Source organism: Nonomuraea sp. NPDC050404 (genome assembly GCF_040655495.1).
Classification (GTDB): domain Bacteria; phylum Actinomycetota; class Actinomycetes; order Streptosporangiales; family Streptosporangiaceae; genus Nonomuraea.
This window is the reverse complement of the sequence record NZ_JBFAKB010000003.1, coordinates 95,499-108,855: the sequence shown is the minus strand read 5'-3', so window position 1 is coordinate 108,855 and position 13,357 is coordinate 95,499. Positions and strand designations below refer to the sequence as shown.

The following is a 13,357-nucleotide window of genomic DNA, read 5'->3' as shown; positions in this document are numbered from 1 at the left end:
TGGGGAACTAGAGGTTCTTCCTCAGGAAGGCAATGTCGGCCGCCTGGCCCTCGGCGGGCGTCTCGACCACGACCGGGGCGCCGGCCGCGCGGCACACCGCCAGGATCAGCTCCGGGTCGATCTTCCCGCTGCCCAGATTGGCGTGCCGGTCGGCGCCGGAGTCGAAGTCGTCGCGCGAGTCGTTGCAGTGGACCAGGTCGATGCGGCCGGTGATGGCCTTGACCCGGTCGACCACGCCGACCAGCTCCTCGCCGCCGGCGTGGGCGTGGCAGGTGTCGAGGCAGAAGCCCACGTCGAACCCGTCGAGCGACTCCCAGAGCCGGGCGATGCGCTCCAGCTTGCGTGCCATCGCGTTGCCGCCGCCCGCGGTGTTCTCGATCAGCACGGGGATCGGGCACTCCATGCGCTCGAACACCTTGCGCCAGTTGTCGAAGCCGACCTGTGGATCGTCGTTCTTGTTGACGTGGCCGCCGTGCACGATCAGACCCTTGGCGCCGAGCCCCGCGGCCGCCTTCAGGTGCTGCTCCAGCAGCTTGCGGCTGGGGATCCTGATGCGGTTGTTGGTGGTCGCCACATTGATCAGGTACGGGGCGTGGATGTAGATGTCCACACCCTCGACCGGCTTGGCGGGCAGCACGGGCTTGTCGTAGCCCTGCGGGTCGCCGAGGAAGAACTGCACCACCTCGGCCCCCACCTCCGCGGCGTGGGCGGCGGGGTCGTCCTGATCGACATGAGCTCCGATGCGCACCATGTGACCGAGCTTATCCGCAGCTCCGCGCGTACTGCCTGCGACGCGTTTGACGGGAGCCGGCCGGGGCAGTCGGGAGTGACCCCCTACCCAGCTCAGGGCAGTCGGGAGGGAATGCCTACCCGCTGAGGAGAGAACTCATATGAGCCGCTGGCGCTTACGAGCGCTGATCGTCCTGATCTACGTCATCGTAGGAATCTACGTCGCCTGGGTGTACGACTACATCACGCCGGGACTGCTCAGGGATCTCGCGGAGGCGTTGCTCGCCGTGGGCCTGTGGTTCCTGGTCCTGCTCGGGATCGATCTGCACATCGGGTGAGCCCCATATCGAACGGCCCCGGAATGCGCTTCCCCGGGGCCGTTTCCCTGTACGGGGGCGGCGTTACGGAGGCGGCGTTACGCGTGCGGCAGGAAGCCGCCGTGGGCGATGCCGAGCGCGGCCCCCACGAACGAGCCCACCAGCCCGACGATGTTCAGCGAGCGCTGCGGCGTCGTCGCCGAGATGTACTGCGAATAGAGGCCGACGCCGAAGCCCAGCGTGCCGACCCAGGATGCGATCATGTGGGCGGAGGTCCAGAACGTGGACACGAAGGCCACCACGCCGCAGACGAGCGTGAGCACGGCCAGAACGTTCTCGACCGGGTGTGGACGCCCGTCCGGATTGAGCGTGAGCCTGAAGCGCCCGCTCTCGGAAGGCTGCAGCACATGTGGCACAGTCACCACTCCCTCAGGTTTCCTACATGCCTTCCCACCTATCCGCGGCTGGTAACCTGGGCACGCTGCGTTGTGATGGTTGATCCATCATCCCGGGGTGCCGAAAGGGGCCACCCGGGTTCAGACGTCAGCGTCCTCCTGTCACGGCAGAGTGTCGTGACCGCAAGAGTCCAGAGGAGGTTGGAGTCCCGCATGCGTCGTTACGAAGTAATGGTCATTCTGGACCCTTCGCTCGATGAGCGCACGGTCACCCCGTCCCTCGACCAGTTCCTCACCGTGGTCCGCAACGACGGCGGCACCGTGGAGAAGGTCGACGTCTGGGGCCGTCGCCGTCTCGCCTACGACATCGACAAGAAGTCGGAAGGCATCTACGCCGTCATCGACCTGTCCGCGGAGCCCGCGACGGTCAAGGAGCTCGACCGGCAGATGAACCTCAACGAGGGGATCCTGCGTACCAAGGTCCTGCGTCCTGACGCGCACTGACCTCCGACTTTTTGTCGGACCAGCCCCGTACTCTGAGCCGTAACCCAAGCGAAGGCGTGCAGGAAGGCGAGCGCTAGCCATGGCAGCAGGCGACACCGTAATCACCATCGTCGGCAACCTGGTCGACGACCCGGAGCTGCGCTTCACCCCGACGGGGCAAGCGGTGGCTCGATTCCGCATCGCGTCCACTCCGCGGTTCATGGATCGACAGACCAACGAGTGGAAGGATGGCGAGAGCCTCTTTCTGACCTGCAACGTCTGGCGGCAGGCGGCGGAGAACGCCGCCGAGAGCCTCCAGCGCGGCATGCGGGTCATCGTTCAGGGGCGGCTCAAGCAGCGGTCTTACGAGACCAAGGAAGGCGAGAAGCGCACGGTCTACGAGGTCGAGGTCGACGAGGTCGGCCCGTCTCTGCGCAACGCCACCGCCAAGGTCAACCGCACCTCCCGTCAGGGTGGCGGCGGTGGCGGCTTCGGCGGCGGCCCGGCCGATGACCCGTGGGCCTCCGCGTCGCCCGCCCCGCCTCAGGGCGGCGGCTACCAGGGCGGCGGCGGTGGCGGCGGCTTCGGCGGAGGCGGCGGCGGCGGCCAGCAGGGCGGCGGCGGCTTCGGCGGCGGTGGGGGCAACGACTTCAGCGACGAACCGCCTTTCTAAATCCAGTACTGAAAGCCCGAGTCCATTCCCGCCCTGAAGGCGGGGCTCTGAAAGGAGCACCACGATGGCAAAGCCGGCACTGCGCAAGCCCAAGAAGAAGGTTTGCCTGTTCTGCCACGACAAGATCTCCTACGTCGACTACAAGGACACGGCCCTGCTGCGGAAGTTCATCTCCGACCGTGGCAAGATCCGTGCGCGCCGGGTGACGGGCAACTGCACCCAGCACCAGCGCGACGTGGCGACCGCGATCAAGAACGCCCGTGAGGTGGCTCTGCTGCCTTACACGAGCACCGCGCGCTAAGGAGGACTGTCGATATGAAGCTCATCCTCACCAACGAGGTCTCCGGCCTCGGCACCCCTGGCGACGTCGTCGAGGTCAAGGACGGCTACGGCCGTAACTACCTCATCCCGCGCGGCTACGCCATGCGCTGGACCCGGGGCGCCGAGAAGCAGATCGAGACGATCCGCAAGGCTCGCGACGCCCGCGAGATCCGCGACCTGGGCACCGCCAAGGAGGTCGCCGGTCAGCTCGGCGCGCTGCGCGTGCGCCTGACCACCCGCGCGGGCGACTCGGGCCGCCTGTTCGGCTCGATCACCACGGGCGACATCGCCGACGCGGTCAAGGCCGCCGGCGGGCCGCTGCTGGACCGCCGCCGCATCGAGATCGTCAACCCGATCAAGAGCGTCGGCAGCCACAAGGTGACCGTCAAGCTCCACCCGGAGGTATCCGCCTCCATCGACGTGGAAGTCGTGGCGGGCTAGTTGCTCCTCGAAGGCCCCCGCTCCACGCGGGGGTCTTCGCGTTTCCACAGCCTGTGCTGATGGCTACGTGTTCAGGGCTTCTGTGCTCACGGCCCTTTGCGGCGCCCTTGTATTTACGGCCGGCGGCTCGCCACCCGCCGCACTCGGACTTCTTCGCTTTCCTTTACGGCCGGCGGTGGCTCGCCACCCGCCGTACTTGGACGTCTTTGCTTTCCTTTACGGCCGGCGGCGGCTCGCCACCCGCCGTACTTGGACTTCTTTGCTTTCCTTTACGGCCGGCGGCGGCTCGCCACCCGCCGCACTTCGGCTGATGGCCCTCCAGGAAACGGCCGCTGAACCCTTCACCGGCTGAGCGCCGTTACGCGAGCCCAAAGTGGGCCGATTGCCGTGGTTGGGGGCACCCTGGCCACGGGATTCCCGACACGGGCGGCGTAGAATACGTTCGTTCTTTGCGCGTTCCCCCTGGAGGCAAGGCCATGGCCGCTCGCCCTTTGATGCTGTTCGCGTTGGCTGTGGCCGTGGTCGGCTGTGCGCCTGTGGATGACACGGTCGCCGCACCCACGACGGCCTGCACCAAGGATCAGCTCCAGCTCGTCAGCCAGGGCAAGCTGACCATCGGCACCGACAAGCCCGCCTTCGAGCCCTGGTTCAAGGACGACGACCCGAGTAATGGGCAGGGGTTCGAGGGTGCGGTGGCCTTCGCCGTGGCGGGGGAGCTGGGCTTCGACCGCACTGAGGTGCAGTGGAGCACCGTCAAGTTCGACTCCGCGTTCGCGCCGGGGGACAAGCAGTTCGACTTCGACATCAACCAGGTCTCGATCACGGACAAGCGGGCCGAGGCGGTCGACTTCAGCAAGGGGTACTACACCGTCAAGCAGGCCGTCGTCGCCGCCGAGGGCGGGAAGTACGCCAAGGCCAAGAGCCTGGCCGAGCTGAAGGACGCGAAGATCGGCGTACAGGTCGGGACGACCTCGCTGAGCGCGGTCAAGGAGGTCATCAAGCCCGCCGACGACCCCAACGTCTACAACGACCAGCTCGACGTCGTGAACGCGTTGAAGAACAAGCAGGTGGAAGCGGTGGTCGTGGACCTGCCGACGGCGTTCTACGTGACGGCCGCGCAGGTGGAGAACTCCACGATCGTGGGCCAGTTCAGCTCGACGGGCGGCGCGCCCGAGGAGTTCGGGCTGGTCATGGAGAAGGGCAGCACGATCAAGCCCTGTGTGGACAAGGCCGTCGAGGCGCTCAAGAGCAAGGGCGAGCTGACCAAGATCGAGCAGCAGTGGCTCGGCTCGGCGGCGGGCGCACCCGAACTGCGATGACCGAGCGGACCAAGCTGACCAAGCTGACCAAGCTGACCGAGCTGACCGATCGGACCGAGCTGACCGATCGGACCAAGCTGACCAAGCTGACCGATCGGGTCAAGCTGGGCGAGTGGACCAGGCTGCACCAGTGGACCGGGCTGGACGAGCTGTGACGAGCGAGTGGGTCAAGTCGGAGCGGCAGGTCCAGCGGGAGCGGGTGCGCAGGTCGCGCGCCCGCCGCTCGGCCTCCATCGCCACGGCCTCCACGATCGTCTTCGGTGTGCTGGTCGTCTGGGGGGTCACGAACTCGCCGGGCTGGGAGCGGGTACGGGAGAAGTTTCTCGACGGTGAGCAGTTCGTCGCGGCGCTGCCGGACGTGCTGAGCGGGTTCCTGCTCAACATCAAGATCTTCCTGATCGCGGAGGTGCTGATCCTCGCCGTCGGGCTGCTGGTGGCGCTGGCCAGGGGGATCAGGACGCCGGCGTTCTTCCCGATCAGGGCCCTGGCCACGGTGTACACCGACGTCTTCCGCGGTGTGCCGACGATCCTGGTGATCTACGTGGTCGGGTTCGGGCTGCCGGCGCTGCGGTTGCAGGGCATCCCGACCGACCTGGCGACGCTGGGCATCATCGCGCTGACGCTGTCCTACGGCGCGTACGTGGCGGAGGTGTTCAGGGCAGGCATCGAGTCGGTGCATCCGAGCCAGGTGGCGGCGGCGCGCTCGCTCGGGCTCAGCCACCTCAAGACCATGCGGTTCGTGGTGCTGCCGCAGGCCACCCGCCGGGTCGTGCCGCCGCTGCTGAACGACTTCGTCTCGTTGCAGAAGGACACGGCACTGGTGGCCACGATCGGGCCGCTGGAGGCGCTCAGGCAGGCGCAGATCCACGCGTACGACACCTTCAACTACACCCCTTACCTGGCCTCCGCGCTGCTGTTCATCCTGCTCACGATTCCCATGGCCAGGCTCACCGACCATCTGGCCGCACGTACGCGCAGGAGGCGTGGAGCATGAGTGTGCTGACCGTCGAGGGGGTGTGGAAGAACTTCCACGGGCACAGTGTGCTGCGCGGTGTCGATCTGGAGGTGCGGCCGCATGAGGTGGTGAGCCTGATCGGAGCGTCGGGGTCGGGCAAGTCCACGCTGCTGCGCTGCGTCAACCTGCTGGAGACCGTGGACGACGGCGCCATCTACCTCGACGGCGAGGAGATCACCGACCCCCGGGTGAACGTGGACCAGGTGCGCAGGCGGCTCGGCATCGTGTTCCAGCAGTTCAACCTGTTCCCGCACATGACCGTGCTGGACAACATCACGCTGGCGCCCCGCCAGGTGCACAAAGTGGCCAAGGGGGAGGCCGAGGAGCAGGCGCGCGGGCTGCTGGGCAAGTTCGGGCTGGCGGAGAAGGCGCGGGCCTACCCCGACCAGCTCTCCGGCGGCCAGCAGCAGCGGGTGGCCATCATCAGGGCGCTGGCCACGCAACCGGCCCTGATGTTGCTCGACGAGGTCACCTCGGCGCTCGACCCCGAGCTGGTGGTGGAGGTGCTGGGGATCATCAGGGAGCTCAAGGAGTCGGGCATGACGATGATCCTGACGACACACGAGATGGGCTTCTGCCGGGACATCTCGGACACGGTGTGCTTCCTCGACGGCGGCGTGCTCCTGGAGCAGGGACCGCCCGAGCAGATCTTCTCCGCGCCGGAGCACCCGCGAACCCGGGAGTTCCTGAGCAGCGTGCTGGAGTCCGGGCGGTTCTGAACGGATTCAGCGTCGGTGCCGTCCGTGGGGATGTCTGGGGGGCGGGGTGACAGGGCGGGCCAGGAGGCTGTGGCGGCGGCCGTACAGGAGGTAGACGACCAGGCCGAAGGCCATCCACAGGGCGAACCACGCCCAGGTCAGCACGCGCAGGTTCACCATCAGCCAGAGCGTGGCCAGCAGCGACAGCGCTGGCAGCAGCGGTGAGAGCGGCACGCGGAAGCCGCGCTCCAGGTACGGCATGCGCCGCCGCATCACGATCACCCCCGCCGCCACGAACGCGAAGGCGAACAGCGTCCCGATCACCACGAGCTGCTGCATCGTCAGCACCGGCACGAACTCGGCCAGCACGATCGCCACCAGCCCGATCACCAGCGTCACCCGCGTCGGCGTGTGGTAGCGGCGGCTGACCTTGGCCAGGCCGCGGGGAATGAGCCCGTCGCGGGCCATGGAGAACAACACCCGCGTCTGCCCCACGATCAGCACCAGGATCACCGTGGTCAGCCCGAGCACCGCGCCCGCGTCGATCACGTGCACCATCCAGTCCACGCCCACCGCACGGAACGCGCTGGCCAGCGGCGCCGAGACGGAGATCCGCGTGTACGACACCATGCCCACCATGACCAGCGCCACCGAGAGGTAGATGACGGTGGCGACCACCAGGCTGCGGATCATGCCCTTCGGCACGGCCTTGGGCGCGTTCACGGTCTCCTCGGCGGAGGTCGCCACGATGTCGAACCCGATGTAGGCGAACGCGATGGCCGAGGCCGCCGCGAAGATCCCGAACCAGCCGAACGCCTGGCTCTCCCCGAGGAAGATCTCCAGTACGGTGGCGGGTGCGGTGTCCAGCGTCTTCGGCGGCACGACGAAGTCACCGAAGTTGGCCGCGTCGATGTGCGTCACGCCGACGACGATGACCGCCCCGATGGCCAGCAGCTTGGCCGCCACCATGATCCACAACGCCCGCAGCCCGATCCGCCCGCCCATCGCCACGATGCCCGTGAGCAGCACCAGGATCACCAGCACCAGCAGGTCCTGCACGAGGTCCGCGGCAGGCAGGGTGACGCCGAAGTTGGCGATCGCCCCGACCGCGATCGCACCCCAGGCCCTGGCCACCACCGCGGCGGCGAACTGCAGCTCCAGGATCAGCGCCCAGCCGATGATCCACGCCCAGACCTCGCCGAAGATGACGTAGGTGAAGGTGTAGGCGCTGCCGGAGGTCGGCATCGTGGAGGACAGCTCGGCGTAGCACAGGCAGGCGAGCAGGCACGCGATGCCCGCGATCATGAAGGAGAGAATCACTCCCGAGCCGGCCGTGGTGGCCGCCTGCTCGCCGGCGATGCTGAAGATGCCCGCGCCGATCATCACGCCGAGTCCGAGCACGACCAGGTCGGCAGGACGGTAGAGCTCGGCCAGGCTGTGCCGCGCGCCCGTACGCAGGCCGGTCGCCTCGGTAGGCGGCAGTTTCCGCAGGATCTGACTTCGCGTACTCGTGGACAAGGAACCCCCCGCTCAGGGAACCCGCCCACCATGTCTCACCCCTTGGACAACAGCAAGCACAGGACGGTTACTATGTGCCGGTGATCAGCCAGGCGGTGCCTGCCGCCCGGCGTGCCAGGGTGATCAGGCGCGCCGCCATCCACACCCCCAGCGCGCACCAGAGCGCGACCACGCCGTACCCCGACGCGAGCAGGGCGGCGGGCAGGTACGCCAGCGTCGTCCACACCCCGGCCCAGGCCAGATACCGCTGATCCCCTGCCCCGATCAGCACGCCGTCCAGCACGAACACCACCCCGCAGATGGGCTGGAACAACGCGACGGGCCACAACAGGTCCAGCAGCAGCCCGGCGACCCGCGGATCGGCGTCGAACAGCCCGGGCAGCACCGGCCGGGCCGCCACGACGAGCAACCCCAGCACGATCCCCGACCAGACGCCCCACTGCACCATCCGCCTGGTGGCGTCCTTGGTGGCGGCGATGTCCCCGGCGCCGAGCGCGCGCCCGGTGATGGCCTGTCCCGCGATGGCGATGGCGTCCAGCGCGAAGGCGAGCAGCGTCCACACCTGGGTGGCCAGCGCGTACGCGGCCAGTTCCGCCTCGCCCATCCTGGTGGCGATGACGGTGGCGGCCAGCAACACGATCCGCAGGCAGGCCGTACGTACGAACAACGCGAACCCCGCCGTGCCGGCCTGCCTGATCCCGGCCAGTTCCGGAGCCAGCGACGTCCCCAGCCGCCGCGCCCCCCGCGCCACCACCACGAGGTAGACCGCGCCCCCCGCGGTCTGGGCCAGCACCGTCCCCCACGCCGACCCGGCGATGCCCCAGCCCAGCCCCATCACGAACCAGGCGTTCAGGCCGGCGTTCAGCGCGAACGACCCCACGGCCACCACCAGCGGCGTCACCGTGTCCTGCAGCCCGCGCAACACGCCGGTCCCCGCCAGCACGACCAGCATGCCGGGCGCGCCGATCAGGCTGATGCGCAGGTACGTGACGGCCTGATCGGCCTGCGTGCCCGTCGCGCCGAACCAGTCCACGATCGCCGGCGCCAGCGGCCAGCACGCCACGATCAGGGCGACGCCGAGTGCCAGCGCCAGCCAGATGCCGTCCACGCCGCTGCGCATGGCCCGCGCGTGTTCGCCCGCCCCTGACTGGCGCGCGACGGAGGCGGTGGTTCCGTAGGCGAGGAAGACGCACAGGCTCATCAGGGTCGTCAGCACCGTGCCGGCCAGCCCCAGGGAGCCCACCGCCGTGGTGCCGAGGGCGTGCCCCACGATGGCGTAGTCGGCGAGCAGGAAGAGCGGCTCGGCCACCAGCGCCCCGAAAGCGGGCACGGCGAGCCGCAGAATCTCCCTATCCCTGGTGGTAATGGGCATTCGTCCATTATGGAACTTACACGGCGTGTCGCGCCAACTTTCTTTCCTCCACAGTCGGTGGATACTATTCGCCCTGGTCGGAGGCCCTTCGGTGGATATCCGCAAGAGTTATCCCCAGCCCCGTCCACAGGTCGTTCACACCCTTGGCGCGATCGTGCACAGCTTGACCACAGGGTTGTCCACAGGCCACGTTGCCGACTGCCGGAGACTCCGAGAAACTGTCAGACCGGTCGACTACAAGTGGGGGTGGTGCGACCGCTTGCAAGAGTTCGAGGGGGCGCGGTGAGCATTGACGAAGAGGCCGGCGGAGGCCCAGGTTTCGAACGCACGCCCCCCAACAACATCGAGGCGGAGCAGTCGGTCCTCGGCGGCATGATCCTGTCCAAGGACGCCATCGCCGACGTCGTGGAGATCCTGCGCTCCGACGACTTCTACCGCCCGGCGCACCAGATGGTCTACGACGTCATCACCGACCTCTACGGCCGGGGCGAGCCCGCCGACGCGGTCACCGTCTTCGACGAACTGCAGAAGCGCGGCGAGATGGCCAGGGTGGGCGGCGCGGCCTATCTGCACACCCTCACCGCCGTCGTGCCCACCGCAGCCAACGCGGGCTACTACGCCAAGATCGTCCGCGAGCAGGCCATCCTGCGCCGCCTCATCGAGGCCGGCACCCGCATCGTCTCGTTCGGCTACGGCGGCCAGAACGAAGAGGTCGACGAGCTCGTGGACCGCGCCCAGGCGGAGATCTACCAGGTCACCGAGCGCCGTACGTCCGAGGACTACGCGCCCCTGGCCGACATCATGCCCGGCGCCCTCGACGAACTGGAGGCGATCGGCAGCCGCAGCGGCCAGATGGTCGGCGTGCCGACCGGCTTCGTGGACCTCGACCAGCTCACCAACGGCCTGCACCCGGGCCAGATGATCGTCGTCGCCGCCCGTCCCGCGATCGGCAAGGCGCTGGCCCTCGACACGCCACTGCCCACGCCCACCGGTTGGACGACGATGGGCGCGGTGCAGGCCGGTGATCAGCTCATCGGGTCGGATGGCAAGCCGACCAGGGTGGTCGCCGCGACCGAGGTGATGCGCGGAAGGCCGTGCTACGAGGTGGAATTCAGTGACGGCACGGTGCTGGTCGCCGACGCTCAACATCAGTGGCGTACGACGACCCGCACCGCCAGACAGGCGCGACATGTGCCGGCATATCCGGCGGCGGCCCTCCTTGGAGCCCTCTACGCGCGTGCCGTCACGCCGGACAATGCGGCCACCACGGCTGTTCACCAGGACGTGTTCACCACCGAGCAGATCGCGGACTCGCTGCGTTGCGCAACCGATGGGCGGCCGAACCATGCGGTGCCCGTGGCCGCGCCCTTCCAACTCGCCGAGAAACAGTTGCCGTTGTCTCCCTATGCGCTCGGTGTCTGGCTCGGCGATGGCCACAGTGCGACAGCCCGGTTCACCACGGTCGATCCGGAGATCATCGACAACCTGAGGTCCGAAGGGCTCCGCGTCACCAGGGTGGGTTCCGGCATCACCTACCATCTCGCCCTTCCCGGGGCGGAGCCTGTGCCCACATATGGTGGGATGCCTTCAAGCGGACCGCGGCGCTGTCGGGCCGGTCATCGCGATCACGGCACGTTGCAGGCCATCCTGCGTGGCTTGGGCGTCCTGGACGATAAGCACATCCCGGCGCCTTACCTGCGGGCATCGGAGAGTCAGCGGCGCGACCTGCTGGCGGGTTTGCTCGACACCGACGGATACATCCACACCGGGGGACAGATCCAGCTCGCCGTCACCAATCGGCGGCTCGCGCATGACGCCCTGGAACTCATCCTGAGCCTGGGCTACAAGGCCACCATGCGCACCGAACAGGTCGAAGGTCGCACCCTGGATTCGTCCATCTGTTACATGATCGACTTCACCACTCCGGACCCGGTCTTCCGGCTCTCGCGCAAGACGTCCGGGCAGTCCGGCACGGCTCATCCGGCTACCCGCGTCCGCTACATCGTCGATGTCCGGCCAATCGAGTCACGCCCGGTTCGCTGTGTCGAGGTCGACAACGACGACCACATGTATCTCGCCGGCAGATCTTGCGTCCCCACCCACAACAGCACACTGGGGCTGGACTTCGCCCGCTCTGCGGCGATCAGGCACCAGATGACCACCGTCATCTTCTCCCTGGAAATGTCGCGCAACGAGATCACCATGCGACTGCTCTCCGCCGAGGCCAGGGTGGCGCTGCACCACATGCGCTCGGGCTCGATGACCGACGACGACTGGACCCGCCTGGCCCGCCGGATGAGCGAGGTGGCCGAGGCACCGCTGTTCATCGACGACTCGCCCAACATGTCGATGATGGAGATCAGGGCCAAGTGCCGGCGGCTCAAACAACGCAACGACCTCAGGTTCGTGGTCATCGACTACCTCCAGCTGATGAGCTCGCCGAAGAAGACCGAGAGCCGCCAGAACGAGGTCTCGGAGATCTCCCGTGCCATCAAGCTGCTGGCCAAGGAGCTCGAGGTGCCGGTCATCGCGATCTCACAGCTCAACCGTGGCCCCGAGCAACGTACGGACAAGCGCCCCGCGGTCAGCGACCTTCGCGAATCCGGATGTTTGACGGCTGCCACCCGCATCATGCGAGCCGACACGGGGGCGGAGGTCACCCTGGGAGAGTTGCTGGAGTCCGGGGCGCGCGACATCCCCGTGTGGTCGCTGGACGACCGGCTCAAACTGGTCCCGCGTACGATGACACACGTTTTTCCGAGCGGCGTGCGGCAGGTTCACCGCGTACGGCTGCGTTCGGGACGCGAAGTCGAGGCGACGGCCAATCACCCGTTCCTCACCTACGATGGCTGGCAGGCGCTGGAGGATCTGCATGTGGGCAGCAGGGTCGCCGTGCCCAGGCATGTGCCCGCGCCGCTCGATCTCGCCGAATGGGACGAAGATGAGCTGGTTCTGCTGGCGCATCTGATCGGCGACGGATCCTTCGTGCGCCGACAGCCCATCCGCTACAGCAGCACCGATGAGGCGAATCTCACCGCGGTCACGCGGGCCGCCGCCCGCCGGTTCGGCGTCACGGCGGTCCGTGACGAGCACGAAGCCGCCAGATGCACTTCCCTGCGGCTGCCCGCTCCCTACCGTCTCACTCACGGAAGGCGGAATCCGATCGCGGCTTGGCTTGATGGGCTTGGCCTGTTCGGGCTGAGGAGTCATGAGAAATTCCTGCCGGCCGGGCTGTCTTCGCTGCCGAAAGGACAGGCAGCGCTGTTCCTGCGGCACCTATGGGCGACGGATGGATGTGTCTGGTGGGATCGTTCAGGCAACCAGGCACGGGTCTACTACTCATCCACGAGTCGGCGCCTGGTGGACGACGTGGCTCGGCTGCTGTTGAGGTTCAACATCATGACCAAGGTCACCGAGAACCGTAAGGGCACCCATCGCGTCTGCTATCAGTTGCACATCTATGGCGCGGAGAACCAGTTGCGCTTCCTCGATGAGATCGGTGTGCACGGCAACCGCGAGACGTCCGCGGAGGAATGCGCCGGACGGCTGCGTGACCTCACCGGAAACACCAACATCGACACCGTGCCGAAGGAGGTGTGGTCGCGCGTCAAGGCGGTGCTGGCCGAACGGAGCATGAGCCAGCGCGCATACGCCGCTGCCATGGAGACGCAGTACTGCGGCACCACTCTCTGGAAGCATGCGCCCAGCCGAGAGCGGCTGGGCAGGGTGGCGGCTGTCCTCGACGACTCCGATCTGGAGTTGCTCGCGACGAATGACGTCTTCTGGGATGAGATCGTCGCCATCGAATCAATGGGAGAGCAGGCAGTCTACGACGCGACCGTGCTGGGAACGCACAATTTCATCGCGAACGGCATCAGCCTGCACAACTCGATCGAGCAGGACGCGGACATGGTCATCCTTCTGCACCGGGAGGACGCGTACGAGCCCGAGTCACCCAGAGCCGGCGAGGCCGACCTGATCGTGGCCAAGCACCGTAACGGCCCCACCGCGACCGTGACGGTGGCGTTCCAGGGCCACTACAGCCGGTTCGTGGACATGGCCCAGCACTGAGCGGG

General features: G+C 67.6%; 14 protein-coding genes. 10 read left to right on the top strand and 4 right to left on the bottom strand.

The annotated features are described in order from the left end of the window. Positions 1–7: 7 nt before the first annotated feature. A complete protein-coding gene (locus AB0I81_RS08880; RefSeq protein WP_360652396.1) occupies positions 8–751 on the bottom strand; it encodes a deoxyribonuclease IV in 744 nt (247 codons plus the stop codon). 139 nt (positions 752–890) lie between these two features. On the opposite strand from AB0I81_RS08880, the gene AB0I81_RS08875 reads away from it, so the two are divergent. Continuing rightward, positions 891–1,067, top strand: a complete 177-nt coding sequence (locus AB0I81_RS08875) for a hypothetical protein (RefSeq protein WP_360652392.1) — start codon at positions 891–893, stop codon at positions 1,065–1,067. A gap of 77 nt (positions 1,068–1,144) precedes the next feature. Here the strand turns inward: AB0I81_RS08875 and AB0I81_RS08870 are convergent, their stop codons facing one another. Continuing rightward, positions 1,145–1,468 (bottom strand): hypothetical protein, encoded by a 324-nt coding sequence (locus tag AB0I81_RS08870; protein ID WP_360652389.1) that lies wholly within the window; start codon positions 1,466–1,468, stop codon positions 1,145–1,147. Positions 1,469–1,654: 186 nt separating this feature from the next. On the opposite strand from AB0I81_RS08870, the gene rpsF reads away from it, so the two are divergent. From rpsF to AB0I81_RS08830, 8 genes are all read left to right on the top strand, one after another. Continuing rightward, positions 1,655–1,945, top strand: a complete 291-nt coding sequence (gene rpsF / locus AB0I81_RS08865) for a 30S ribosomal protein S6 (protein ID WP_360652386.1) — start codon at positions 1,655–1,657, stop codon at positions 1,943–1,945. Positions 1,946–2,024: 79 nt separating this feature from the next. After that, a complete protein-coding gene (locus AB0I81_RS08860) occupies positions 2,025–2,597 on the top strand; it encodes a single-stranded DNA-binding protein (RefSeq protein ID WP_360652383.1) in 573 nt (190 codons plus the stop codon). Between the two features lie 64 nt (positions 2,598–2,661). Further along, positions 2,662–2,898: a 30S ribosomal protein S18 gene (gene rpsR / locus AB0I81_RS08855; protein WP_020543048.1), complete on the top strand. Its 237-nt coding sequence runs from the start codon at positions 2,662–2,664 to the stop codon at positions 2,896–2,898. 14 nt (positions 2,899–2,912) lie between these two features. Continuing rightward, entirely contained in the window at positions 2,913–3,359 is a 447-nt protein-coding gene (gene rplI, locus AB0I81_RS08850; RefSeq protein WP_360652378.1) for a 50S ribosomal protein L9, read from the top strand. Between the two features lie 536 nt (positions 3,360–3,895). Beyond that, positions 3,896–4,678, top strand: a complete 783-nt coding sequence (locus AB0I81_RS08845; protein ID WP_360652375.1) for an ABC transporter substrate-binding protein — start codon at positions 3,896–3,898, stop codon at positions 4,676–4,678. Next, the gene (locus AB0I81_RS08840; protein ID WP_360652373.1) at positions 4,675–4,833 is read left to right on the top strand and encodes a hypothetical protein; all 159 of its coding nucleotides are present in this window, start codon (positions 4,675–4,677) and stop codon (positions 4,831–4,833) included. Before AB0I81_RS08845 ends, AB0I81_RS08840 begins: the two co-directional genes overlap by 4 nt. Next, on the top strand, positions 4,830–5,672 hold the full coding sequence (locus tag AB0I81_RS08835) for an amino acid ABC transporter permease (protein WP_360652370.1): 843 nt from the start codon (positions 4,830–4,832) through the stop codon (positions 5,670–5,672). The genes AB0I81_RS08840 and AB0I81_RS08835 overlap by 4 nt, the downstream gene beginning before the upstream one ends. Further along, entirely contained in the window at positions 5,669–6,412 is a 744-nt protein-coding gene (locus AB0I81_RS08830; protein ID WP_360652367.1) for an amino acid ABC transporter ATP-binding protein, read from the top strand. The genes AB0I81_RS08835 and AB0I81_RS08830 overlap by 4 nt, the downstream gene beginning before the upstream one ends. Positions 6,413–6,418: 6 nt before the next feature. On the opposite strand, the gene AB0I81_RS08825 is transcribed toward AB0I81_RS08830, so the two are convergent. Further along, the gene (locus AB0I81_RS08825) at positions 6,419–7,909 is read right to left on the bottom strand and encodes an amino acid permease (RefSeq protein WP_360652364.1); all 1,491 of its coding nucleotides are present in this window, start codon (positions 7,907–7,909) and stop codon (positions 6,419–6,421) included. A gap of 70 nt (positions 7,910–7,979) precedes the next feature. Then, positions 7,980–9,281 carry an MATE family efflux transporter gene (locus AB0I81_RS08820; RefSeq protein ID WP_360652361.1) on the bottom strand — a complete coding sequence of 434 codons (1,302 nt, stop codon included), beginning with the start codon at positions 9,279–9,281 and terminating at the stop codon, positions 7,980–7,982. 9 nt (positions 9,282–9,290) lie between these two features. On the opposite strand from AB0I81_RS08820, the gene AB0I81_RS08815 reads away from it, so the two are divergent. Further along, positions 9,291–13,352 carry a replicative DNA helicase gene (locus AB0I81_RS08815; RefSeq protein WP_360652358.1) on the top strand — a complete coding sequence of 1,354 codons (4,062 nt, stop codon included), beginning with the start codon at positions 9,291–9,293 and terminating at the stop codon, positions 13,350–13,352. The last annotated feature ends 5 nt before the right edge of the window (positions 13,353–13,357 follow it).